Origin of the sequence: Burkholderia sp. BCC1985, from assembly GCF_905339915.1 — a bacterium.
Classification (GTDB): domain Bacteria; phylum Pseudomonadota; class Gammaproteobacteria; order Burkholderiales; family Burkholderiaceae; genus Burkholderia.
On the sequence record NZ_CAJPGY010000003.1, the window covers coordinates 49,820 to 72,578 of the forward strand.

21 protein-coding genes are annotated in these 22,759 nt (G+C 68.6%); 11 read left to right on the plus strand and 10 right to left on the minus strand.

Translation table 11 applies throughout. From position 1 onward, the window contains the following. Positions 1-134: 134 nt before the first annotated feature. A complete protein-coding gene (locus U4Z31_RS03660) occupies positions 135-1,037 on the plus strand; it encodes a LysR substrate-binding domain-containing protein (protein WP_044843294.1) in 903 nt (300 codons plus the stop codon). Between the two features lie 163 nt (positions 1,038-1,200). Next, a complete protein-coding gene (locus tag U4Z31_RS03665) occupies positions 1,201-1,521 on the plus strand; it encodes a pyrimidine/purine nucleoside phosphorylase (protein WP_006478890.1) in 321 nt (106 codons plus the stop codon). A gap of 113 nt (positions 1,522-1,634) precedes the next feature. On the opposite strand, the gene U4Z31_RS03670 is transcribed toward U4Z31_RS03665, so the two are convergent. The 4 genes from U4Z31_RS03670 to U4Z31_RS03685 all read right to left on the minus strand — a co-directional run bounded on the left by U4Z31_RS03670 (position 1,635) and on the right by U4Z31_RS03685 (position 5,984). Then, a complete protein-coding gene (locus U4Z31_RS03670) occupies positions 1,635-1,967 on the minus strand; it encodes a hypothetical protein (protein ID WP_185643516.1) in 333 nt (110 codons plus the stop codon). Between the two features lie 492 nt (positions 1,968-2,459). After that, positions 2,460-4,247: a chloride channel protein gene (locus U4Z31_RS03675; protein WP_321809454.1), complete on the minus strand. Its 1,788-nt coding sequence runs from the start codon at positions 4,245-4,247 to the stop codon at positions 2,460-2,462. 30 nt (positions 4,248-4,277) lie between these two features. After that, a complete protein-coding gene (locus tag U4Z31_RS03680; protein ID WP_044843296.1) occupies positions 4,278-4,691 on the minus strand; it encodes a MarR family winged helix-turn-helix transcriptional regulator in 414 nt (137 codons plus the stop codon). A 117-nt stretch (positions 4,692-4,808) separates the two neighbouring features. Beyond that, a complete protein-coding gene (locus U4Z31_RS03685; RefSeq protein WP_321809455.1) occupies positions 4,809-5,984 on the minus strand; it encodes an HPP family protein in 1,176 nt (391 codons plus the stop codon). A gap of 366 nt (positions 5,985-6,350) precedes the next feature. Here U4Z31_RS03685 and U4Z31_RS03690 point away from each other — a divergent pair, with 366 nt between their 5' ends. Beyond that, positions 6,351-7,319, plus strand: coding sequence for a LysR family transcriptional regulator (locus U4Z31_RS03690; protein WP_044843298.1), 969 nt, complete (start codon positions 6,351-6,353; stop codon positions 7,317-7,319). A gap of 33 nt (positions 7,320-7,352) precedes the next feature. Here the strand turns inward: U4Z31_RS03690 and U4Z31_RS03695 are convergent, their stop codons facing one another. Together U4Z31_RS03695 and U4Z31_RS03700 are read right to left on the minus strand one after the other, a co-directional pair. Further along, complete coding sequence (locus U4Z31_RS03695) at positions 7,353-8,738, minus strand: MFS transporter (protein WP_321809456.1); 1,386 nt, start codon at positions 8,736-8,738, stop codon at positions 7,353-7,355. A 74-nt stretch (positions 8,739-8,812) separates the two neighbouring features. Continuing rightward, positions 8,813-9,751, minus strand: coding sequence for a 2-hydroxyacid dehydrogenase (locus U4Z31_RS03700; RefSeq protein WP_044843300.1), 939 nt, complete (start codon positions 9,749-9,751; stop codon positions 8,813-8,815). 113 nt (positions 9,752-9,864) lie between these two features. Between U4Z31_RS03700 and U4Z31_RS03705 the strand changes: the two genes are divergently transcribed. Continuing rightward, positions 9,865-10,773: a LysR substrate-binding domain-containing protein gene (locus U4Z31_RS03705; RefSeq protein ID WP_044843301.1), complete on the plus strand. Its 909-nt coding sequence runs from the start codon at positions 9,865-9,867 to the stop codon at positions 10,771-10,773. 297 nt (positions 10,774-11,070) lie between these two features. Here the strand turns inward: U4Z31_RS03705 and U4Z31_RS03710 are convergent, their stop codons facing one another. Further along, positions 11,071-11,355: a hypothetical protein gene (locus U4Z31_RS03710; RefSeq protein WP_321809457.1), complete on the minus strand. Its 285-nt coding sequence runs from the start codon at positions 11,353-11,355 to the stop codon at positions 11,071-11,073. A 12-nt stretch (positions 11,356-11,367) separates the two neighbouring features. On the opposite strand from U4Z31_RS03710, the gene U4Z31_RS03715 reads away from it, so the two are divergent. Both U4Z31_RS03715 and U4Z31_RS03720 read left to right on the plus strand, forming a co-directional pair. Next, complete coding sequence (locus U4Z31_RS03715; RefSeq protein ID WP_044843303.1) at positions 11,368-12,138, plus strand: hypothetical protein; 771 nt, start codon at positions 11,368-11,370, stop codon at positions 12,136-12,138. Between the two features lie 20 nt (positions 12,139-12,158). Further along, complete coding sequence (locus U4Z31_RS03720) at positions 12,159-13,292, plus strand: LysM peptidoglycan-binding domain-containing protein (protein ID WP_321809458.1); 1,134 nt, start codon at positions 12,159-12,161, stop codon at positions 13,290-13,292. A 92-nt stretch (positions 13,293-13,384) separates the two neighbouring features. Here U4Z31_RS03720 and U4Z31_RS03725 read toward each other — a convergent pair whose 3' ends face one another. Beyond that, a complete protein-coding gene (locus tag U4Z31_RS03725) occupies positions 13,385-14,473 on the minus strand; it encodes an ionic transporter y4hA (protein ID WP_321795945.1) in 1,089 nt (362 codons plus the stop codon). A gap of 542 nt (positions 14,474-15,015) precedes the next feature. Here U4Z31_RS03725 and U4Z31_RS03730 point away from each other — a divergent pair. The 5 genes from U4Z31_RS03730 to U4Z31_RS03750 all read left to right on the plus strand — a co-directional run bounded on the left by U4Z31_RS03730 (position 15,016) and on the right by U4Z31_RS03750 (position 20,890). Continuing rightward, positions 15,016-16,569 carry a 3-hydroxyacyl-CoA dehydrogenase gene (locus tag U4Z31_RS03730; protein WP_321809459.1) on the plus strand — a complete coding sequence of 518 codons (1,554 nt, stop codon included), beginning with the start codon at positions 15,016-15,018 and terminating at the stop codon, positions 16,567-16,569. Between the two features lie 59 nt (positions 16,570-16,628). Next, positions 16,629-17,951 (plus strand): phenylacetate--CoA ligase PaaK, encoded by a 1,323-nt coding sequence (gene paaK / locus U4Z31_RS03735; RefSeq protein WP_321809460.1) that lies wholly within the window; start codon positions 16,629-16,631, stop codon positions 17,949-17,951. A gap of 41 nt (positions 17,952-17,992) precedes the next feature. Further along, positions 17,993-18,793 carry an enoyl-CoA hydratase-related protein gene (locus U4Z31_RS03740; RefSeq protein WP_321809461.1) on the plus strand — a complete coding sequence of 267 codons (801 nt, stop codon included), beginning with the start codon at positions 17,993-17,995 and terminating at the stop codon, positions 18,791-18,793. 120 nt (positions 18,794-18,913) lie between these two features. Next, positions 18,914-19,588 carry a MarC family protein gene (locus U4Z31_RS03745; RefSeq protein ID WP_044843309.1) on the plus strand — a complete coding sequence of 225 codons (675 nt, stop codon included), beginning with the start codon at positions 18,914-18,916 and terminating at the stop codon, positions 19,586-19,588. A 321-nt stretch (positions 19,589-19,909) separates the two neighbouring features. Next, positions 19,910-20,890: an aldo/keto reductase gene (locus tag U4Z31_RS03750; protein ID WP_321809462.1), complete on the plus strand. Its 981-nt coding sequence runs from the start codon at positions 19,910-19,912 to the stop codon at positions 20,888-20,890. A 43-nt stretch (positions 20,891-20,933) separates the two neighbouring features. Here U4Z31_RS03750 and U4Z31_RS03755 read toward each other — a convergent pair whose 3' ends face one another. Both U4Z31_RS03755 and U4Z31_RS03760 read right to left on the minus strand, forming a co-directional pair. Beyond that, complete coding sequence (locus U4Z31_RS03755) at positions 20,934-21,800, minus strand: CPBP family intramembrane glutamic endopeptidase (RefSeq protein WP_321809463.1); 867 nt, start codon at positions 21,798-21,800, stop codon at positions 20,934-20,936. Positions 21,801-21,894: 94 nt separating this feature from the next. Further along, positions 21,895-22,551, minus strand: coding sequence for a VC0807 family protein (locus U4Z31_RS03760; RefSeq protein WP_321809464.1), 657 nt, complete (start codon positions 22,549-22,551; stop codon positions 21,895-21,897). Between the last annotated feature and the right edge of the window lie 208 nt (positions 22,552-22,759).

Consider the following 22,759-nt stretch of genomic DNA (forward strand, 5'->3'; position numbering starts at 1 on the left):
CAAGCATATAAATTTCTGTCGGGTACCAGAAGCTGCTAAATTGCTTTGGTGCTCACCACCGGTTGCCGCTCGGGAATACCCTGATCCGCTGCGCGTGGCCGGGCGTCGGGTTTCCACGAATCACGCATGCCGCCATGAAATACCATCAGCTGAAAGCGTTCGTCACCGTCGCGGACGAAGGGAGCATCCGCGCGGCTGCGCGGCGCCTGAACGTGTCGCCGGCGGCGCTGACGAAGGCGGTCAAGGAGCTGGAGATCGCGCTCGGCGTGTCGCTCGTCGTGCGCACCGCGCGCGGCGTGCAACTCACCGCGTTCGGCCAGCAGCTGCAGGTGCGCGCGCGGCTGATCGTCGCCGAGATGCAGCGGGCGCGCGACGATATCGAGCAGGCGCAGGGCGCGATGACGGGCTCGGTCGCGGCGGCGATCACGCCGGCCGCGGCGGTGACGATCCTGCCCGACGCGTTTCGCGCGTTCCGGCGGCGCTTTCCGGTCGCGCGCGTCAATCTGATCGAAGGGTTTCCCGGCGTCGCGCTGCCGCGGCTGCACGACGGCTCGCTCGATTTCGCGGTCGCCGTCGTCGTGCCCGAACTGCTGGCGGCCGAGTTCGACCACGCGGAACTCTATGCGAGCCGATCGCTGATCGTCGCGCGCAAGGGGCATCCGCTCGCATCGGCCACGTCGCTGGCCGATCTCGTCGAGGCCGACTGGCTGATGAATCCGTCGCCGGAAAGCTCGACCCAGGTGCTGTTCAACTCGTTCGTCGCGTACGGGCTGCCGGTGCCGCAGCGGGTCGTCGAATGCCCGAGCTTCGGGCTCGCGCACAGCCTGATGACGGGCTGCGACCTGATCGCGTCGATGCCCGAACAGCTGCTGCAGGGCGAGTGGGCGCGCGACCAGCTCGCGGTGCTGCCGATCCGCGAGCGGCTGCCCGGCGTGTCCGTGCAGGTCGTCACGCGTCGCGACAGCCCGCTCACGCCGGCCGCGTCGATGCTGCTCGACTGCCTGCGCGATTCCGCGCGGCGCAAGGGGCTCCGATGAGTCGGGCAATGCATCGCGTAGTGATCCTGAACATCTGCCGCGCACCGCGGACCATTCCCGCTCGCGGCGCGCTCGCCGCGAGCCGGTATCATAGCGGCCGGCCCGCCGTTCCGGCCGGCTTCCGACAACACGCCATCCGGCATCCAGCAATCAGAGGCATCACATGACCAGTGCAACCCAATTCGACAACGTATCGGTCGTCAAGCGCGCGAACGTCTATTTCGACGGCAAGTGCGTGTCGCATACCGTGCTCTTCCCGGACGGCACGCGCAAGACGCTCGGCGTGATCCTGCCGTGCGCGCTCAACTTCGGCACGGACGCGCCCGAATTGATGGAAGTGCAGGCCGGCAAGTGCCGCGTGAAGCTCGACGGCAGCAGCGAATGGCAAACCTACGGCGCCGGCGAGTCGTTCTCGGTGCCGGGCAAGAGCCGCTTCGACATCGAAGTGCTCGAGACGCTCGACTACGTCTGCAGCTACCTGTAAGCGCATGAGCACCGGCCGCGGCATGCGCGCGCGGCCGATGCGCCCAAACAAAAAGCCCCGCTCGAAGCGGGGCTTGTCGCATGCGGACGGCGCAACGCTGTCCGGCGCGGAGCTTACAGGCAGGCGTTGATGTCGCCCGCGGAAGCGGCGTCGCCACGCATGCCGACCCACGTCTTCGCGCCCGGCTTCGACGCCGGACGAACCATCGCGGCCGCGCCGTTCGGCGGTTGCTGGCCCGGGACGTAGACATCGGTCGCGAGGCCGTTGGCGAGCACGTTCTGCGTGACCACCTGTTGCTGCGACTTGTCGGCCCAGGTCTTTGCGATGCACGCCGACACGTCCTCCGCGGACTTCTGGCTTTGCCCCACGTTCTGCATGGCCGGATCGGCTGCGTGTGCGGAAATTGCCACGGTCAATGCGATGAGCGGTAAGTATTTCACGTTCACGTTTTATCTCCCTCGAGTCGTGATTGATTGAGCGGGACGCGCAGCAGAACTTGAACTGCGTTCTTGTGAGATTGCATCGGACAAATGCGGTTCCGGCGATTCCGAAACAAGTTGTTAACACGCTTGCCAAACGACAATCCGGATGCTGTCCGTTCTGTTGCGATGCGGCATGGGTCGCGCACGGCCCGCGTGGAGGCGGGGACGCGGCGACGACGTCATGCGTCGTGAGGTCGGCTCGCTGCCCTGTGGTGTGGCGGATTGACGGCCGCGGCGTGCTGCATGTATCTGCATGTCGCGCCGCGACGCTTCTTTATTGGATGACGAAGTGGAATGGCTGAAAGGGTGGCCCCGTCGCATGAGCACCATGATGACAAACTTTCGTCCGATGAATTGTCAACCAAGTTCAAACGCCGGACGCGGCGGAATGCGAACCGGCGCGGAGGGCGCGCGCCGATCCGGAACGGCGGGAGACGGTGAAGCGCGCGGTACGTATCAGCTGGCCTTGCGCGCACCGGCGTCGCGCAGGTTGACCGGTACGACCGGGCGGAAGCGTTCGCGCTTGTGTTCGTCGTCGAAGTGCTGGAGCGCGGGCTTGATGAGATCGCTGCGCGACACGATGCCGATGATGCGCAGCGATTGCGGATCGTCGACGACCGGCAGGCGTTCGAGGCCGAGCATCGCGAGCCGCGACGCGACCACGCGGCACGTTTCGTGCGCGTGCGCGACGGGCGGCGCACGATCGATGAATGCGTTCGCGAGCGCCGCGCCGGGACCGGCTTGCGCACGCTGCGCGTCGAGCGTCGCGCGATCGACGAGACCGATCAGGCGGCCGTTCTGCACGACGGGGTACGCACGGTGCGTCTGCTTCGCGCCGAAGTACTGCGACTCGACGGCGTCGAGCGTCGTGGCGCCGTCGATCGAGACGAGATCGTCGGCCGGCGTCATCACCTCGGCCACGTCATGGCGTTCGAGCGGATCGACGCCGTATTCCCGGTAGATGTGGTAACCGCGGCGCGCGATCTTTTCCGTCATGATCGAACGCTTCATCACGACGGTCGCGAAGCCGTGCGCGACGAGCGTCGCCGCGAGCAGCGGCAGCAGCGCGTTCGCGTCGTGCGTGAGGCCGAACGCGAACACGATCGCGGTCAGCGGCGCACCGAGCGTGGCGCCGAGCGTCGCGGCCATGCAGACGAGCGGCCACAGCGCCGGATCGCCGCCGGGCAGCACCGGCGACAGCACGGTGCCGAGGCCCGCGCCGAGCATCAGCAGCGGGGCGAGTACACCGCCGGACGTGCCGGAGCCGAGCGCGATCACCCACATCACGGCCTTCACGGTCAACAGTGCGAGCGCGATCTTCAGCGCGATGTGCTGGTGCAGCAGGTCGCCGATCACGTCGTAGCCGACGCCGAGCGCGCGCGGCTCGAGCCAGCCGCCGATGCCGATCACGATCGCGCCGAGCGCCGGCCACCACATCCAGTGCACCGGCAGCTTCGCGAAGGTGTCCTCGACGCGGTACAGCGCGGCCGACAGGCCGCACGCGAGCGCACCCGACAGCAGGCCCGCGACGATGCACGACAGCAGCGCGACGGGCGTCGGCGGCGCCGTGGTCAGCGCAAACAGCGGGTCGACTCCGAAGAACACGGCGCGGGCGAAACCGGCGACCGCGCAGGCGAGCGCGACCGGCAGGAAACTGCGCGGACGCCATTCGAACAGCAGCAGTTCGACCGCGAGCAGCACGGCGGCGACCGGCGTGCCGAACACGGCGGTCATGCCGGCGGCCGCGCCCGCGACGAGCAGCGTCTTGCGCTCGGCGGCGGTCACGTGCACGCATTGCGCGATCAGCGAGCCGAGCGCGCCGCCCGTCATGATGATCGGGCCTTCGGCACCGAACGGTCCGCCGCTGCCGATCACGACACCCGACGACAGCGGCTTGAGGATCGCGACCTTCGGCGACATGCGGCTCTTGCCGAACAGGATCGCCTCGATCGCTTCGGGAATGCCGTGGCCGCGGATCTTCTCCGAACCGAAGCGCGCCATCAGCCCGACGATCAGCCCGCCGATCACCGGCACGACGATCACCCATGCGCCGAGCGTGTGGTGCGCGGGCGAACGGTCGGCGAACGAAAACTGCTGGAAGAAGAACAGGTTCGTGAACAGGTGGATCAGGCTCGACAGCACGAACGCCGCCAGCGTGCCGAGCAAGCCGATCCCGGCAGCGAGCAACGCGATCCTGGGCAGGCGTTCGTTGGTCGAGAAGTCGCGTTTGTGCGGTGCGTTCATCGGCGTGAGGATAGGTCGGTAAAGCCAGGGTCAGTTATTGATCTGCGGAACCTGGAACGTGCCCTTGAGCGATTTCAGTTCCGCGCGATGCATGGCCGCGAGGTGGGCGAGCAGCGTCTCGCCGGCTTCCTCGAGGTGGACCTCGACCTGCCGGCGGTCCGCTTCGCTCGTCTTGCGCTTCACGAGCCCGAGCGCCTCGCAGCGCGTCACCAGCGCAACGACGCCGTGATGCTGCGCCTGCAGGCGTTCCGCGAGTTCGCCGATGGTGGCCCATTCGCGGTGCGGATAGCCCTTGATGTGCAGCAGCAGCAGGTACTGCAGCGGCGTCACGCCTTCGCTTTGCGCGGCGCGTTCGGAGAAGCGCTCGAAACGGCGCATCTGGTAGCGGAACTCGGACAGTTGCTGGAAATCGCTTTTGGTCAGCGCGCGTCGGATATCGGTCATTGCGGTCGGTCGGGCAGCAGTTTCGGTAACGCGAAATATATCACAATATGATATAAGCGGCCGAATTTCGGCGAAATGGATACATTGCGCTATCGTCGGCTCCGTTGAGCGTCCGCGTTACGCGGCTTCGAGCATCTGCGTCTGGCGGTACAGGCCGGTGACGAGATCCGTCTGCGTGATGATGCCGACGAGCCGACGCGATGCGTCGACGACCGGGATGTGGTGATGGCCCGAATGCGTAAACAGCGGCACCAGCGCGGTGATCGGCATGGTCTGCGGCACGGATGCGACGTCGCGGGTCATCACGGTCGCGACGCTGGGCGGCCGGCCGCCGAACGATTGCGGCAGCCGCGCGGCCAGCCGCCGCCACAGCGGGACCGGGCGGCGCAACGGGCGCGTGAGGTCGGCGCGCGTGACGATGCCGACCAGGCGATCGCTGCCGTCCACGACGGGCAGCGCCTTCACGCGATGGCGGTCGAGCAGCGTCAGCGCGGCCGTGACCGACGTCGACGGCGCGACTTCGATCGCGTTCTTCGTCATCAGGTCGGCGCACGTGAGCTGGCCGAACGTGCGCGCATAGGCTTGCATCTCGGTTTCGCGCAGCAGCATTTCGAGGTCGTCCGGGTCGACGTCGAGCCATTCGCCGCGGCGCTTCAGCACGGCGTCGAGATCGGCGCGCGTGAAGCCGCCGCGTGCCGGCGCGGCGCTGCCGCCTTGCGGCTTCGCGTCGTGGCGCACGCCGCCGTGCGGATAGCGGTGGCCGGTCAGCGCGTGGTACACGAGCGCGGCCGACAGCAGGATCGCCGATTGCAGTGCGATCGGCTCGACCACGAAGCGCAAGCCGAGCGCGTGGATCGCCGGGCCGCCGAGCACGGCCGTCAGCGCGACCGCGCCCGACGGCGGGTGCACGCAGCGCAGCGCGAACATGCCGCCGATCGCGAGGGCGACCGCGACCGCGGCGGCCGTGATCGGATCGGCGATCCACTGCGCGCAGGCGACGCCGACGGTCGCCGCCACCAGATTGCCGCCGATGATCGACCACGGCTGCGCGAGCGGACTCGCGGGCACCGCGAACAGCAGCACGGCCGACGCGCCCATCGGCGCGACGAGCAGCGGCACGAGGCCCGGCACGCCGGGCAGCAGCCGCATCGTGACGCCGACCGTCGCGATCCCGACGAGCGCGCCCGCGCACGAGCGCATGCGCTCGCGCCAGCCGAGCGTCATCGGATGGGGAATGAAGCTGTGCAGCCATTGGCGGAAGGTGCGGCGCGACGGGGAGGAGCCTGACGACATGGACGATTGAGCGGTAAACATGACGATGCGCATGACGCAGCGCGAGGACGTCGAGAATTATATCGCGTCGTGATATAAATTGTCGCGCTGCATCAACGCGTTGCCTGCGCGCGCCGCATCCGTCTTGCAGGAACCTTTCATCGGATGAAAGCCTGACTGCCCTGCGACCGCGCAAATTTGTCTGCAGCGGCGTACAATTCGGGCCACCGAATTCCCCGATACGCCACAACCACGCACGCGATGCCCGCTCTCCCGCCCGTTCCCCGGCATGGTGATCGCTTGCGCGTGGTTCGCGCGCACGCGCCGATTCCCGTCTGACGCGAGCGCCGCCGACGTTTCCCCACCGACACTCCCCAAGCCAATTCAATGGACATGCTCGAAAACATGCGCCTGTTCGTGCGCGTTGTCGAAGCCGGCAGTTTCACCGCGGTCGCCAAAGAAATCGATGCGACCACCGCGCAGGTGTCGCGCGCGGTGTCGAACCTCGAAGCCCACGTACAGACGCGCCTGCTGCATCGCACGACGCGCCATCTCGGCCTCACCGAAAGCGGCGAGCGCTACTTCGAGCGTGCGAAATCGATCCTCGCCGAATTCGACTACGCGAACGCCGAGGCCCGCAACGCGCTGCTGCGGCCGAGCGGCAAGATGCGGATCCATGCGATGACGGGGCTCGGGCAGAGTCATGTCGTGTCGTCGATCGTGCGCTACCAGGAAGACAACCCGGACGTGTCGGTCGAGCTGACGCTCGCGCAACGGATGCCGAACCTCGTCGAGGAAGGCTACGACGTGTCGATCGTGACCGCGTCGCAGCTGCCCGATTCCGGCTACGTCGCGCAGACCTGCGGCACCAGTTGCAGCGTGCTGGTCGCGTCGCGCGAATATCTCGCGCGGCACGGCACGCCGAAGACGCCCGACGACCTGCCGAACCACGTGTGCCTGCGCCTCGATACGCCGGCATCGCCGGCCAGCGAGTGGCGGCTCGAGCGCGACGACGGCGAGGAGACGGTCTACGAACTGCAGCCGGCACCGTTCCAGGTCAACGTGCCGGATGCGCTGTGCGTCGCGGTGCGGGCGGGGCGCGGCATCGCGTGCGTCGCGCTGTATACGGTGCTCGACGACCTCCGCGCGGGGCGCCTGATCCGCGTGCTGCCCGAGTATCGGTTGCAGACCGTCAGCGTGTACGCGGTCTATGCGACGCGGCGCTATCTCGATGCGAAGATCCGCACCTTCCTCGACCATCTGCGCACGACGCTCACGCCCGCGCTGGAGAACGACCTGCGCGAACTCGACCGGCTTGCGGTCGAGCCGATGCCGGGCAGCCGCCAGCGCGCCTGATGCCGCCGGTCGCACGCCCGGCGGCGCCCGGTATCACGCGTCCGGCGTGACGCGAATCCGTTCGAAGCGGCCGGCGAGCCACGCGTAGGCGGCGATGCCGAGCAGCCCGTGCGCGGCGACGAACCACAGTGCGCCCGCGAACGAGCCCGTGTGCGCGACGAAGTAGCCGATCACGAGCGGCGTGACGATCCCCGCGAGGTTGCCGAGACCGTTGAACACGCCGCCGCTCAGGCCGACCATCCCTTCGGGCGCGGTGTCGGCGAGCACAGCCCAGCCGACCGCCGCGAGCCCCTTGCCGAAGAACGCGATCGTCATCAGCGCGATCACGACGGCATTCGACGACGCGCCGTTCGCGAGCACGAGCAGCGTCGCCAGCGCCATCCCGACGACGAACGGCGTCTTGCGGGCGCGCGACGGATGCACGCCGCGCCGGATCAGCCAGTCCGACAGCACGCCGCCGAGCACGCCGCCCGTGAAGCCGCAGAGCGCCGGCAGCGCGGCCACCCAGCCGGCTTCCATGATCGTCATCCCGCGCCCCTTGATCAGGTAGATCGGGAACCACGTGATGAAGAAGTAGGTGAGCGCGGTGATGCAGTACTGGCCGATGTAGATCGCCCACAGGTTGCGGTGGCGGAACAGCTGCGACGCGTCGCGCCACGACAGGCGCGAGCGCTCGCGGACGCGGTTCGCTTCGAGATCGACGAGCGCACCGTGCGCGCGCAGGTAGTCGCGCTCGGCGTTGCTCACGCGCGGATGGCCGTGCGGCTCGCGATACCACGCGAACCAGAGCGCCGACAGCGCGACACCGAGCATCCCCATCCACAGGAACACGTGTTCCCAACCGAGCGCATGCGTGAGCCACGCCATCGCGGGCGTGAACAGCACGACGGCCATGTACTGCGCGGAGTTGAACAGTGCGGATGCGGTGCCGCGCTCCGCGGTCGGAAACCAGCACGCGACGATCCGCGAATTGGCCGGGAACGCCGGCGATTCGACGAGGCCGAGCATGAAGCGCATCGCGAACAGCGCGAGCGTCGCGGCCGCCCCCTGCACGGCGAACCAGCCGACCGTGCCCTGCAGCATCGTGAAGATCGACCACAGCAGCAAGCTCAGGCCATACACGCGGCGCGCGCCGAAACGGTCGAGCAGCCAGCCGCCCGGGATCTGGCCGAGCGCATAGGCCCACGCGAACGCCGAAAACACGATGCCGAGCTGCATGGGCGTGAGACCGAGGGCGTGCGCGACGCCGGTACCGGCGATCGACATCGTCGCGCGGTCCGCATAGTTGACGACGGTGACGGCGAAGATCAGCGCGAGGACCGTGTAACGGACGCGGCCGATCGTGCGCGACGCGGCGGATGAGGCGGGAGAGGTGGAAGAGGCGGCGACGGCTGCGCCGCCGCTGGATCGATTGGGCATGCGAGTCTCCTGGCCTCCGGCGTACGGAGGCGTTTCATTGGATGTTGTCTTGGTCGGGGAGGGGCGTGCAGCGGTCAGCCTGTAACGCTCGTCGGCGGCCGCTGGCCCGCGAAGCACGCGGCGAGGTTGGCGAGCACGATCCGGCCCATTCGTTCGCGTGTCTCGTGCGTGGCGCTCGCGCGGTGCGGCTGCACGACGACGCGCTCGAGTTCGAGCAGCGCGGCCGGCACGCGCGGTTCGTCGGCGAACACGTCGAGCCCCGCGCCGGCGATCGTGCCGTCGGCGAGCGCGCGCACGAGCGCGGCTTCGTCGACGAGCTTGCCGCGCGCGACGTTGATCAGGAATCCTTTGCTACCGAGCGCGGCGAGCACGTCGGCGGTCACGAGCACGTTGCCGTGATCGGCCGACGCCGCGAGCACGAGCACGTCGCTGTCGCGCGCGAGCGCGGCGAGGTCGGGCACGTAGCGATAGCCGCTGTCGCGGTGTTCGCGCGGGCCGAAATAGCTGACCGGCATCCGGAACGCCTGCGCGCGCTGCGCGATCGCACGTCCTACGCGGCCAAGGCCGACGATGCCGAGCCGCTTGCCCGTCACCTGCGTCGCGAGCGGCTGCGCCGCCTTGCCCCAGCGGCCGGCGCGCACGATGCGCTCGCCGGCGCCGAGGTCGCGCAGCGTCATCAGGATCAGCCCCAGCGCCATGTCGGCGACGTCGTCGGTCAGCACGTCGGGCGTCGTCGTCACGTGAATGCCGCGTGCGCGGGCGAGCTCGAGATCGACGGCGTCGGTGCCGATACCGTTGATCGCGATGATCTCGAGCGCGCTCAGCCGCGCCATCAACGCGGCCGGCAACCCGTTCGCGCCGCCCGTGACGACGCCGCGGATGCGCGATGCGACGCGATCGAGCAGCGCGTCGGGCTGGTCGGCCGCATACAGCCGATGCACCGCGTAGCGGGCGGACAGTTCGGCGTCGATGGTGTCGGGAAGCGGCTGGGTGAGCAGAAGGTCGATGGTCATGAGGGTCTCGGTCGGCGTGCGCGGCGCGGGCCGCGCATCAGGTGCAACCGAGTATAGGAATCGAATCGATATCGGTCTAACATCAAGACGCTATCAATTGATTCAAGATTTGAATGATTGAACTGAACCAGCTTCGCTGCTTCGTCGCCGTGGCCGAGGAACTGCATTTCGGGCGCGCGGCCAGGCGGCTCTTCATGACGCAGCCGCCGCTCAGCCGGCAGATCCAGTTGCTCGAGCACGCGCTCGGCATCGCGCTGCTCGAACGCAGCAGCCGGCAGGTCAGGCTGACCGCGGCCGGCGAGCGCTTCTTGCGCGACGCACGGCACATCCTCGAGTTTTCCGCGCGGGCCGAACAGGCCGCGCAGCGCGTCGCGCATGGCGGGGCCGGCCGCATCACGCTCGGCTTCACGGCCGTCAGCGCGTACCGGATGATTCCGGCGCTGCTCGCGCATGCGGCGCACGCGCTGCCCGACGTCGACGTCGAACTGCGTGAAATGGTGTCGACGGTGCAGATCGACGCGCTGGCGTCGCGCATGCTCGATGCGGGCTTCGTGCGCCAGCGCGCGGCGCGCCATCCGCTCGAATACCGGCTCGTGCAACGCGAGCCGATGCTCGTCGCGGTCGCGCAGGGCGCGCCGCTGGCCGCGTACGAGCGGATCGGCCCGGACCAGCTCGACCGCCAGCCGTTCATCGCGTATTCGCCGAACGAAGGCAAGTACTTCCACGACATGATCTCGGGGATGTTCGCCGGCGCAGGGCGCTTGCCGAACTACCTGCATTACGTCGGGCAGACGCATACGATCCTCGGCCTGGTGCGTGCCGGCCTGGGTGCGGCGCTGGTGCCGGCGTCGGCGCGCGAGCTGCATGTGGACGGCGTGGTGTTCCGGCCGCTTGCGGACGTCGACGTCGCGGCGGAGCTGTATCTCGCGTGGCGAGCGGACAACGACAATCCGGCGCTGCCGGTGTTCAACGCGATGGTCGAGCAGTTTCTGACGGAAGGGACGGACGGCGGCGTCGTTTAGAGGCAGTCGGACCGAGCGCGGCGAATCGCTGCGTCGGCAACATCCTTACCGTTCCGAAAGCTGACGCGTCGTGCACGCTTGCGCTCGCGAAAGGCAACGCACCGCGCCGATCGCTTGACGCTGCATGCCGGTCGGCGCAGGATACGTGCGTGCATTTGGAGCGGGGCGCGCTGGCCGCGCGTTCCCGCATCAGCGACGCGCACAAGAACAACGATGAGCCTTCACGCACTCGTACCGGAATCCCGGCGCCGCAGCCACCGGCCCGCCGGAACCACGATCCTCCCGACGCCCGTCGCGTCACGTATCCGTCATCCCGTTTCGTACCGTGCGTCGGTACACTTTCCCGTTCGCGCGCTGGCCGCGCCGATGAACGATGCCGATCGGCGCCGCCGTGTCGCGCGCCAGCCCGCCGCACCTGAATACCGTATCGCGCATGACGCCTGCACCGGTGTCTCGTGACGCCGCCGCCACGCGTCCACGCATCATGGCGCCGACCGCCCCGCGCGCGCGGCGCCACTGGAGTCCGAAGCATTTCGATTGAGCATGACGTAGCACACGCACGCAGTTCAGTTCGAGGTTCAAGGAGAGAAACTCATGTCGCAGCTTTCGAATGAAGCAAACGGCAGTTCGGGGAGTGGCAAGGCAAGGCTGATCAAATGGGCGATCATCGTCGCCGGCGTCGCGATCGCGGCACCGGCCGCGCTGTTCATCCTGAAGGGGGTGATCGCGCTGGTCACCGCGGCCGTGATCGGCCTCGGGGCGATCTATTTCGCGCCGGTCGTCGCGATGAAGTTCGCGAACCAGAAGGTGAAGATGATCGTCGAGGAAGCACAGGCGAATCCGATCGAGACGCTGATCAACCAGCTCGCGGAAAAGCGCCACGCGGCGCAGAAATTCGCGGACAGCATCACCGCGTTCCGCACCGAAGTGAAGAACTTCGAGGACAAGACCGAGCTGTTCGAGAAGCAGTATCCGGACGACGCGCCACGCTTTCGCGCGCAGCTCGACACGATGAAGCAGCTGCTCGCGTTCCGCGAAGGCCGCTACAAGCAGGTGCAGGTCGAGCTGAAGAATTTCGCATCGGCGATCGACCGCGCAAAGGCGATGTGGGACATGTCGCAGGCGGCGCAGCACATGAACAAGCTCGCGGGCCGGCAGACGGCCGATACGTTCGAGCAGATCAAGACCGACGTGGCCGTCGATTCGGTGATGCGCTCGGTGAACAAGGCGTTCTCCGAAATGGAGACGTCGCTGCTGGACAACCCCGAGGTCAAGCAGGCGCAACAGCAGGCGGTGATGAACGGCACCCCCGTGCCCGGCCCCGATGCGGCACGGGCCGCCGCATTGCCGTCGAAACAACAATAACTTTCCGCAGGCACGCAACCATGAAAAAACTTCTCGGTGCAGTCGTGTTCCTGGTGGTGCTCGTCGGCGTATGGATCGTCCACCAGGGCGGCCTGTCGACACTGATTCCCGCGCACGACGCGGCGCCTGGCGCGGCCTCCGCGCAATCGGCCGGCGCAGGCCAGCCCGCGCAGCCCTCGGGGGCGGGCAACGTGCTGCCGGCCGGCTTCACGCCGCAGGCCGACACGCTGAAATCGATCGCGGAAAACGGCATCGTGCGGGTCTCGGTGCAGAACCCGAGCGAGCCGTTCTTCGGCGAGGACAAGGGCGCGCCGCACGGCTTCAACGTCGAATTCGCGCGGCTGCTGTTCGCCGATCCGTCGTTCTCGCGCGGCGGCAAGCCGATCGTCGTCGATACGCGTCACGAAGTCGACACGTATCCGGGCGTGCCGAAGCAACTGCTCGACACCGATGCGAAGGGCAATCATGTCGTCGACGTCGCGATGGACGGGCTGACGTTCCCGGACAACACGCCGGCGGGCGTCGTCTACTCGGTGCCGTACGTCGACGATTTCGGCTATTCGCTGATCGTGCGGCAGGGCTCCGCGATCCGCTCGGCGGACGATCTGGCCGGCAAGACGGTCGGCATCCTGAAGGGCGACCCGGACGTGCGTGCGTTCGTCACGCGCCAGTATCCGAACGTCCGTTTCGTCGAGATCGACGATTCCGATCCGGCATTCATCGCGAAGAGCCTCGACGGCCGTGCGGTCGACGCGTTCGTCTACGACTATCCGTTCGCGGTCAGCTCGATCAAGGGGACCGACCTGAAGTTCGCGGTGACCAAGCTCGACGGCTCGAACATCGCGTACAAGATCGGCGTGCGCGCCGACGACCAGGACCTGCTGATCTACCTGAACGCCGCGATCGCGAAGCTCAAGCAGTCGCCGCAGTATCTGGACCTGCTGCGCAAGTACTTCGTCAGCGACCAGACGATGACGACCGCGGCCGCGTCCGGCGAGCATACGTACGTGGTGAAGGCCGGCGACACGCTGAACCTGATCGCGGCGAGCAAGCTCGGCAGCGGCCAGCGCTATCGCGAGATCCAGCGCCGCAACAACCTCGCGAACCCGAACCTGATCCTGGCCGGCCAGCATCTGGTGATTCCGGTCCGGTAGCGGCGGTGTGAAGCGAAGAAGGTGAAGCGAAGAAGGTGAGCGGCGCGCGGGCCCCGGCGGAGAGGATCCGCCGGGGCCCGCGCCGCTTTACATCAGTGCGTGACCGACAGGAACAGGTACGCCGCGAACAGCGACAGATGCACGACGCCGTGCAGCACCGTCGTGCGTCCCTGGCTGAGCGTCAGCGTGCTGACGAGCAGCGTCAGCGACAACAGCACGGTTTCCATCGCGCCGATGCCGAGCGTGAGCGGCTGGCCGACCCAGATGAACACGGCCGCGACGGTCGGGATCGTGAGCCCGATGCTCGCGAGCGCCGAACCGAGCGCGAGGTTCATGCTGGTCTGCAGGCGATTCGCCCGCGCGGCGGTGACGGCCGCGAGCCCTTCGGGCAGCAGCACCAGCGCGGCGATCACGATGCCGACCGCCGCTTCCGGCGCGCCGAGCTTCATCACCGCATGCTCGACGGCCGGCGACAGCAGCTTCGCGAGGAGCACGACCGCGACGAGGCTCACGAACAGCAGCACGAGGCTGATCAGCGCGGTGCGGCCGCTCGGCGGTGCCGCATGCACTGATTCGTTCGCGCTGTCGTGCTCGGTGAGGAAGTAGTCGCGGTGGCGCACGGTCTGCACGAATACGAATGCGCCGTACAGCACGAGCGACGACACGCCGGCGAACGCAAGCTGCGATTTCGAAAAGAACGGGCCCGGCGCGGCGTTCAGGTAGTTCGGCATCACGAGCGACAGCACCGACAGCGACGCGAGCACCGCGAGCGCCTTGCTCGCGCCGCGCCCCTGGAAATCCTGCTCGCCATGCTTCCACGCACCGACCAGCAGGCAGAGGCCGACGATGCCGTTGCAGATGATCATCACCGCGGCGAACACGGTATCGCGCGCGAGGCCCGATTTCTCGGGGCCGGCGCCGAGCATCACCGACACGATCAGCGCGACCTCGATGACGGTCACGGCGACCGCCAGCACGAGCGTGCCGAACGGCTCGCCGACGCGGTGCGCGACGACTTCGGCATGGTGGACGGCGGCGAACACGGCGCCGGCGAGGGCGGCGGCGAACACGGCGATGACGAGGCCTTCGGCCGGCACGACGCGCGACAGCGCGAGTACCAGCCACGCGGCAAGCGGGGCCACGAGGGTCCAGCGCGGGAGCTGGTTGGACGAGAGCGGCATGGACGGTTTCCTATGCGAGTGGCGGCGCGCGACGCGCCGTCACGGGTTGACGAAGCCCGGCCGGATGATCCGCCGAACGTGGACGATGATGCTGATGGGCGGCAGCGCGGAGCCGTGCTGCCCTGGATTCGCCGCCGTGAAGCGGCGAGGGGCGCGGGCGGGCCGAAGCCCGTCGCTGGATGAAACGGTTCGATGCGACCGGGTGCCGAGGGCGGGGCGCGGGTACGTCACGACAGGCGGGTGGCGCGATTCCGACCCCGAAAGGAGGGCAGGCGGTGGACGGCAGCGGCGTGACACGCGGTTTCCCCCTGAAATCCGGCGATTTGTCGAATTTTATCAGGCGTTCGGGGGACACTATCTCATAATCGGACGCTTTCATTGACCTTTCGGTTTCAAAAAAGTGCCCCGATCGTTCGATTTTTTGTTCTTGCGCTTTTCGTAACGGTCTCTTGCACGACAAATTCGGGCTCGCCCTGACATAAATCTACCGACCGGTCGGTTTATAATCGCTCGCACTTCCACTTCATGACGGATCGCAAGCGATGGCTGTTTCTTCTGCACATTCGGTGAATTCGGGCGCGCTGGCGCCGTCGGCGGTCGTCGGCGTGATCGGCGCGGGCGCGATGGGCGCGGGCATCGCGCAGGTGGCCGCGGCGGCCGGTCATGCGGTGCTGCTGTACGACCTGAACGAAGCCGCATGCGACAAGGCGCTGGCCGGCATCCGCGCGCAGTTCGCGCGGCTCGCGGAAAAGGGCCGGATGGAACCGGCCCAGGCCGACGCGGCCGGCAGCCGGATTCGCGCGGTGCGCGCGCTGGCCGACTTCGCGGGCGCCGCGCTGATCGTCGAGGCGGCGGCCGAGCGGCTCGACGTGAAGCGCGAGATCTTCGCGACGCTCGAACGCCATGTCGACGACAGCTGCGTGCTGGCGACCAACACGTCGTCGATCTCGATCACGTCGATCGCGGCCGGGCTGCGCGCGCCGCAGCGCGTGGCCGGCCTGCATTTCTTCAATCCGGCGCCGCTGATGGCGCTCGTCGAGGTGGTCAGCGGGCTCGCGACCGCGCCGGATGTCGCGCAGGCCCTCTACGACACGGCCGCCGCGTGGGGCAAGCGGCCGGTGCTGGCGAAGTCGACGCCCGGCTTCATCGTGAACCGCGTCGCGCGGCCGTATTACGCGGAGGCGCTGCGCGTGCTGAACGAGCAGGGCGGCACGCCGGCCTCGATCGACGCGGTGATGCGCGACGCCGGCGGCTTCCGGATGGGGCCGTTCGAGTTGATGGACCTGATCGGCCACGACGTGAACTTCGCGGTGACCGAGTCGGTGTTCCGCGCGTACTTCAACGATCCGCGCTATACGCCGTCGCTGATCCAGCAGGAACTCGTGAACGCGGGCTTCCTGGGGCGCAAGTCGGGCCGCGGCTTCTATTCGTATGCGGACGGCGCGACGCCGCCCGCGCCCGCGTTCGAACCGCCGTGCGATGCGCCGGCCGACGTCGTGCTGTTCGCGCAGGACGGCCCGGCCGCCGCGCTGCATGCCCGCGTTGTCGAACGCATCGCGCTCGCGCGGCAGAACGGCGCGCATGCCGACGAACTGCTCGCCGTGGCCGGCCGCGCGTCGATCGCGCTGACCGACGGCCGCACCGCGACCGTGCGCGCCACGCAAACCGGCGTGGCCGACCTCGTGCTCGTCGATCTCGCGCGCGATTACGCGCAGGCCGGGCTCGTCGCGCTGACGCGCGCGCTGCAGTGCAGCGACGCGGCCTATGCGGATGCGGTCGGGCTGTTCCAGCAAGCGGGTTTTCGCGTCGTCGGCATCGCCGACGTGCCGGGCATGGTCGCGATGCGCACCGTCGCGATGCTCGCGAACGAGGCGGCCGACACGGTGAACCAGGGCGTGTGCTCGCCCGCCGATCTCGATCTCGCGATGGAGAAGGGCGTGAACTACCCGTGCGGCCCGCTCGCGTGGGCCGATGCGATCGGCATCGGCCGCGTGTTTCGCGTGCTGTCGAACCTGGCGGCGAGCTACGGCGAGGACCGCTATCGCGTGTCGCCGCGCATCGCCGCGCTGCACGCGGCCGGCCGCACGTTCCGCTAGCCGCCGGCCCCGTCACCCCGATCACGATAACGACATCACTCCACTGGAGGAGCACCCCGATGACTCACCCGACGCACCCCGCCGCCGCCCTCGAGCCGATCGAGACCGCCGGCCGCGACGAACTGCAGGCGCTGCAGCTCGAGCGCCTCAAGTGGTCGCTGCGCCACGCGTACGACAACGTCCCGCACTATCGCCGCACGTTCGACGCGGCGGGCGTGCATCCGGACGACCTGAAGACGCTCGCCGATCTCGCGAAATTCCCGTTCTCGACCAAGAACGATTTGCGCGATAACTATCCGTTCGGGCTGTTCGCGGTGCCGCGCGAGCAGGTCGTGCGCGTGCATGCGTCGAGCGGCACCACGGGCAAGCCGACCGTGGTCGGCTATACCGCGCGCGACATCGACACGTGGGCGAACGTGACCGCGCGTTCGATCCGCGCGGCCGGCGGCCGCCCGGGCGACACGCTGCACAACGCATTCGGCTACGGGCTCTTCACGGGCGGCCTCGGGATTCACTACGGCGCGGAGCGGCTCGGCTGCATGGTCGTGCCGATGTCGGGCGGGCAGACTGAAAAGCAGGTGCAGCTGATCCGCGATTTCGAGCCGAAGATCATCCTCGTCACGCCGTCGTACATGCTGAACCTGATCGACGAGATGGTGCGGCAGGGCATGGACCCGGCCGAGTCGTCGCTGAAGATCGGCATCTTCGGCGCGGAGCCGTGGACGCAGGCGCTGCGCGAGGAAGTGGAGACACGCGTGGGCATCGACGCACTCGACATCTACGGGCTGTCGGAAGTGATGGGCCCGGGCGTCGCGTGCGAATGCGTCGAGACGAAGGACGGCCCGGTGATCTGGGAAGACCATTTCTATCCGGAGATCATCGACCCGGCGACCGGCGAGGTGCTGCCGGACGGCAGCGAGGGCGAGCTCGTGTTCACGTCGCTGACGAAGGAGGCGATGCCGGTGATCCGCTACCGCACGCGCGACCTCACCGCGCTGCTGCCGCCGACCGCGCGCGCGATGCGCCGGCTCGCGAAGATCACGGGCCGCTCCGACGACATGCTGATCGTGCGCGGCGTGAACGTGTTCCCGAGCCAGATCGAGGAAATCGTCGTCGCGCAGACGAAGCTGTCGGGGCAGTTCCAGATCACGCTTTCGCGCGACGGCCACATGGACCGGCTGGATCTCGCGGTCGAGCTGCGCTCCGAGGCCGTCGCGTGCGTGACCGACGCCGAGCGCGCGGCGATCGCGCGCGAGCTGCAGCACCGGATCAAGACGATGATCGGCGTGTCGGCCGGCGTGACGGTGCTCGCCGCGGGCGGCATTCCCGCGAGCGCGACCGGCAAGGCCCGGCGCGTGATCGACCGCCGGCAGGCCGCCTGAGTTTCGCCGTTCCCTGTTTCTACCCCGAGGAAACCTGTTCGATGGATGGATTGAAGACCCTGGCCGTTGGCGTCGATGCGCGCGGCATCGCGACCGTCGCGCTGCAGCGCGGCGACGTGCTCAACGCGTTCGACGAGACGATGATCGCCGAGCTGACCGACGCGTTCACGACGCTCGGCCGGCGCGACGACGTGCGCGCGATCGTGCTGCGCTCGGACGGTCGCGCGTTCTGCGCGGGCGCCGACCTGCAGTGGATGCAGCGCGCGAGCGCGAACGACGCGGCCGCGAACCTGCGCGACGCCGAGCGGTTCGCCGCGATGATGCGGGCGATCCGGCAGTGCCCGAAGCCGACGGTCGCGCGCGTGCAGGGCCACGCGTTCGGCGGCGGCGTCGGCCTGTGCGCGGCCTGCGACATCGTGATCGCGAGCGACCACGCGCGCTTTTCGGTCAGCGAGGCCCGTTTCGGGATCCTGCCGTCGGTGATCGGCCCGTATCTGGTCGAGGCGGTCGGCCAGCGCCAGGCGCGCCGGCTCGCGCTGACCGCGACGCAACTCGCGGCCGCCGAAGCCGTCGCGATCGGGCTGATCCACCAGGCCGTGCCGCTGGATGCGCTCGACGCCGCAGTGGACAAGGCGCTCGCCGAGTTGAGCCGCAACGGCCCGAACGCGCTGATGGAGATCAAGCGCTTTTTCGACGCGATCGGCGAGTACCCGCCGTCGGACGAACGCGCGGCGTTCACCGCGCAGACGATCTCCCGCGTGCGGGCGACGCCGGAAGCGAAGGAGGGCTTCGCCGCGTTCTTCGCGAAGCGGCCGCCGGCCTGGGAGCCGGGCGCCGAGTAAGGCGGCGGCGCGGCCCGCCGGGCCCGGGGCGCGATTTGCGTCTCGGGCGCGGGCGCTTGCTCTACAATGCGTGACCCCCGGCGCGCCGCCGGCCCAGCCCCGACCGCTTCTTCGCACCCGATGATCGTCAATCGCCTTATCTCCGAGATCCTGTTCGGCTTTACCGGCCTGATCGGCATCATCAATCCGATCGGCATCGCGTTCCTGTTTCTCGAACGCACCGAGGCGCTGACCGAGCACGAGCGCAACCTGCTCGCGAAGAAGGTGGCGTTCAACGCGTTCATCGTGTTGCTGGTCGCGTTCTTCGCCGGCACGCCGGTGCTGCATTTCTTCGGGATCTCGATGGAAGCGCTGCGGATCGGCGGCGGCTTCGCGGTCGCCGTCGCGGGCTGGCAGATGCTGAACGAGCCGGACGGGCCGGCGGGCGGCGGCGATACGCCGATCAAGCCGATCGATGCGAACGCGATCATGACCCGCGCGTTCTTCCCGCTGACCGTGCCGCTGACCGTCGGCCCCGGCTCGATCGCCACCGCGATCGCGCTGAACGCGAACCGCACGCACAAGCTGTCGGAATTCATGCTGTCGAGCATCGTGTCGATCTCGGTGTCGGCGCTCGTCGCGGTCGTGATCTGGCTGACCTACAGCCGTGCCGCGCTGCTCTCCCGCTATCTCGGCACCGAAGGCACCAAGGTCGCGAAGCGCGTGTCGGCATTCCTGCTGCTGTGCATCGGCGTGCAGATCATGCTGACCGGCTTCTCCGAATTCCTGCAGCCGCTCGCCGACCAGATCAAGTAAGCCGTTCGTCGTTCGCGAGTAATCCGTTCGTTCGTCGACGCGCAACCGGCGCGGCGCCACGCCGCGCATTCTGATCATGGATGCTGCGTGGCGCGTCGGTGTGCGCCGTCGAAGCCTTGCTCGAGTGGGATTGGGCTGTGGTTCCGGCGCGTCGGCGTTCCTGGGCGACCCGGCCGCAGCAGGCCGTCGCGTCGACTACGCGTTCGCGCGCTGCGCGATACCATGCGACGTCTGGCCGATGCAGCGCACGGCGTTCGTACCCGGTGCACCGAACCGGGCCGCGCATCCGGCCGCAACCCCACTTCAATGACGAGGCGAGCGATGGAATACGTGAAATTCGGGTCGACCGGGATGGACGTGTCGAAGCTGGTGCTGGGCTGCATGACGTTCGGCGAGCCGTCGCGCGGCACCCACCCGTGGACGCTGCCGGAAGCGGAAAGCCGCCCGATCATCCAGCGCGCGATCGAGGCCGGCATCAATTTCTTCGATACCGCGAACATGTATTCGGACGGCACGTCCGAGGAGATCGTCGGCCGTGCGTTGCGCGACTTCGCGAAGCGCGACGACGTCGTGATCGCGACCAAGGTGTTCTACCGGATGCGCCCGGGGCCGAACGGCGCGGGATTGTCGCGCAAGGCGATCATGACGGACATCGACCAGAGCCTGAAGCGGCTCGGCACCGACTACGTCGACCTGTACCAGATCCATCGCTGGGACTACGGCACGCCGATCGAGGAGACGCTCGAGGCGCTGCACGACGTCGTGAAGGCCGGCAAGGCGCGCTACATCGGTGCGTCGTCGATGTTTGCGTGGCAGTTCGCGAAGGCGCTGTATACGTCGAAGCAGAACGGCTGGACCCGCTTCGTCAGCATGCAGAACCACCTGAACCTGCTGTATCGCGAGGAAGAACGGGAAATGCTGCCGCTGTGCGAGGCCGAAGGCATCGCGGTGATTCCGTGGAGCCCGCTCGCGCGCGGCCGGCTGACGCGCAACTGGGACGAGTCGTCCGGCCGGCAGCAGAGCGACGAGGTCGGTCAGCGGATGTACGACGCGACGGCCGGTGCCGATCGCGCGGTCGTCGAGGCCGTCGCGGCGATCGCCGCCGCACGCAACGTGCCGCGTGCGCAGGTCGCGCTCGCATGGGTCGCGCACAAGCGCGGCGTCACCGCGCCGATCGTCGGCATCTCGAAGCCGCATCATCTGGACGATGCGCTCGGCGCGCTGCAGCTGAAGCTGACGAACGATGAAATCGCGACGCTCGAAGGCCCTTACGTGCCGCACGCGGTAGCCGGCTTCAACTGAGTTCGACCGCGCGAAACCGGCGGGATGCCGCCGCGTGCGGCGTTCAGCGCGCGGCGGCGAGCATCGGGTAGGTGAACAGCGCGAAGTGGATCACGTTCAGCCCCGCATGCGCGAGCGCGGATGCGAGCAGGCCGCCGCGCCGCCATGCGAGGCCGTAGCCGATGCCGGCCACCGTGCCGAGCACGATCCAGGGCCAGCCGCCGGCCGCGTGCGCGGCGCCGAACAGCCCCGCGCCGATCGCGAGCGCGGCCCACGGCCCCCAGCCGAACCGGCCGAGCACGCGCGTGAGCCCGCCTTGCACGTAGCCGCGGAACAGCGCTTCCTCGGCGAGCGTGACGAGCAGCACGTTGTTGACGAGCCACATCCAGCCCGACGCCGGCCATTTCGGCGCCCAGCCGACCATGCCGAACGCGAGCGCGCCGGCCAGGCAGGCCGCCGCCGTCGCGACGGCCGCCACGGCGCCGGTGCGCAGCGCGCGTGCCGGCGGGACGTCCGGCGCCACCCACGGCAGCGCCCACAGCAGCCACAGGCCGACGAGCGGCTTGTCGAAATTCAGGTACATCGTGAACGGCACGGCATCCGGCGTGAAACGCGTCGGCTCGATCACGCGCGGATTGTGGAAGCCGGGAAGCAGGTGCAGGCTCAGCGCGATCGCGAGCGCGGCAAACACGACGTGCGCGACGATCCGCATCGCGAGCGGGCGGCCCGGCGCGACGCCCCAGGCGGCGGCCGCGAGCAGCGCGAGCGGCGCGAGCACGATCGGTTCGAGCTTGCCGAACGCCAGCGCGCCGGCATAGCCGAGCGCGGCAACGGCGATGCTCAGGCCATGCAGCGGGCGCTGCCACGCGAACGCGGCGGCCGCGAACAGTGCGAGCCAGATCGTGGCACACGGGAGAAGCGAGAGAGACATGGGGCGATGCAGGGGGCGAACGAGAGCCGCGCATCATACCCCAGCGGCCGTGACGGCCGCCGGGCCGGCCGCGCGGGGCGGACGGGGCGGGCGCTCAGCGGCCGGCGATCTCGGTGACGCCGTCGCGGGTCGGGATGTCGACGCTGTTGCGCTCGCGCATCCGCCGCCGGTACCAGAAGGTCCACAGCAGCAGCGTGCCGAACACCGTGTAGCCCATGATCGGCGACACGACGAGCACGCGCTCGACCGGCCAGGTGACGACCATCCACAGGCGCAGCAGCATCTCCAGCGTCATGCAGGCGCCCCACACGAAGGTCATCAGGCGGAGCATCTGGCGCAGCCCCGGCTGCTCGGCCCAGACCGTCTCGAAACGCGCGGCGCCGCCGGCCATCTCGCGGGCCACCGTCGCGCGCGCGAGGTAGAAGATCAGCGGACGCTCGCGGAACAACGACAGCAGGAACACGACGCCGATCGTGCCGGACGCGAGCGATTCGCGCATCAGCAGCGTGCGCGCGCTGCCGCCGAGCGCCATGCCGGCGATCGACAGCGCGATACCGAGCAGCACGATGGCGGCCACCGCATCGATGCGGCGCGAGCGGATGAATTCGACGACGGACCAGACGATGGGCGGAATCGCCGACGCGTACAGCGCGCCGGTTTCGCCGAAATACGGATGCGCGACCCGATATGCGACCCAGGGCAGCATCAGGTTGACGAAGAGTTCGAGGATCAGGCCGGCTCGTGGTTTCACGGAAGCGGGCGCGCGGGTGGCGCGCGGGGCGGTGATGTCGCTTCGAGTATATCGAAGTCCGACCCCGCGCGCCGCACCCGGCGCGGTTGCGCACGCACCGAAAACGGGCAGCAACACGCGGCGGCCGGCGGCGGGCCGCGCCCGGGATGCACCGGGGCCGCCCCGGGACCGTTCGGCGCCGCTTCCGGCCGCCGCGGGGCCGTCATCG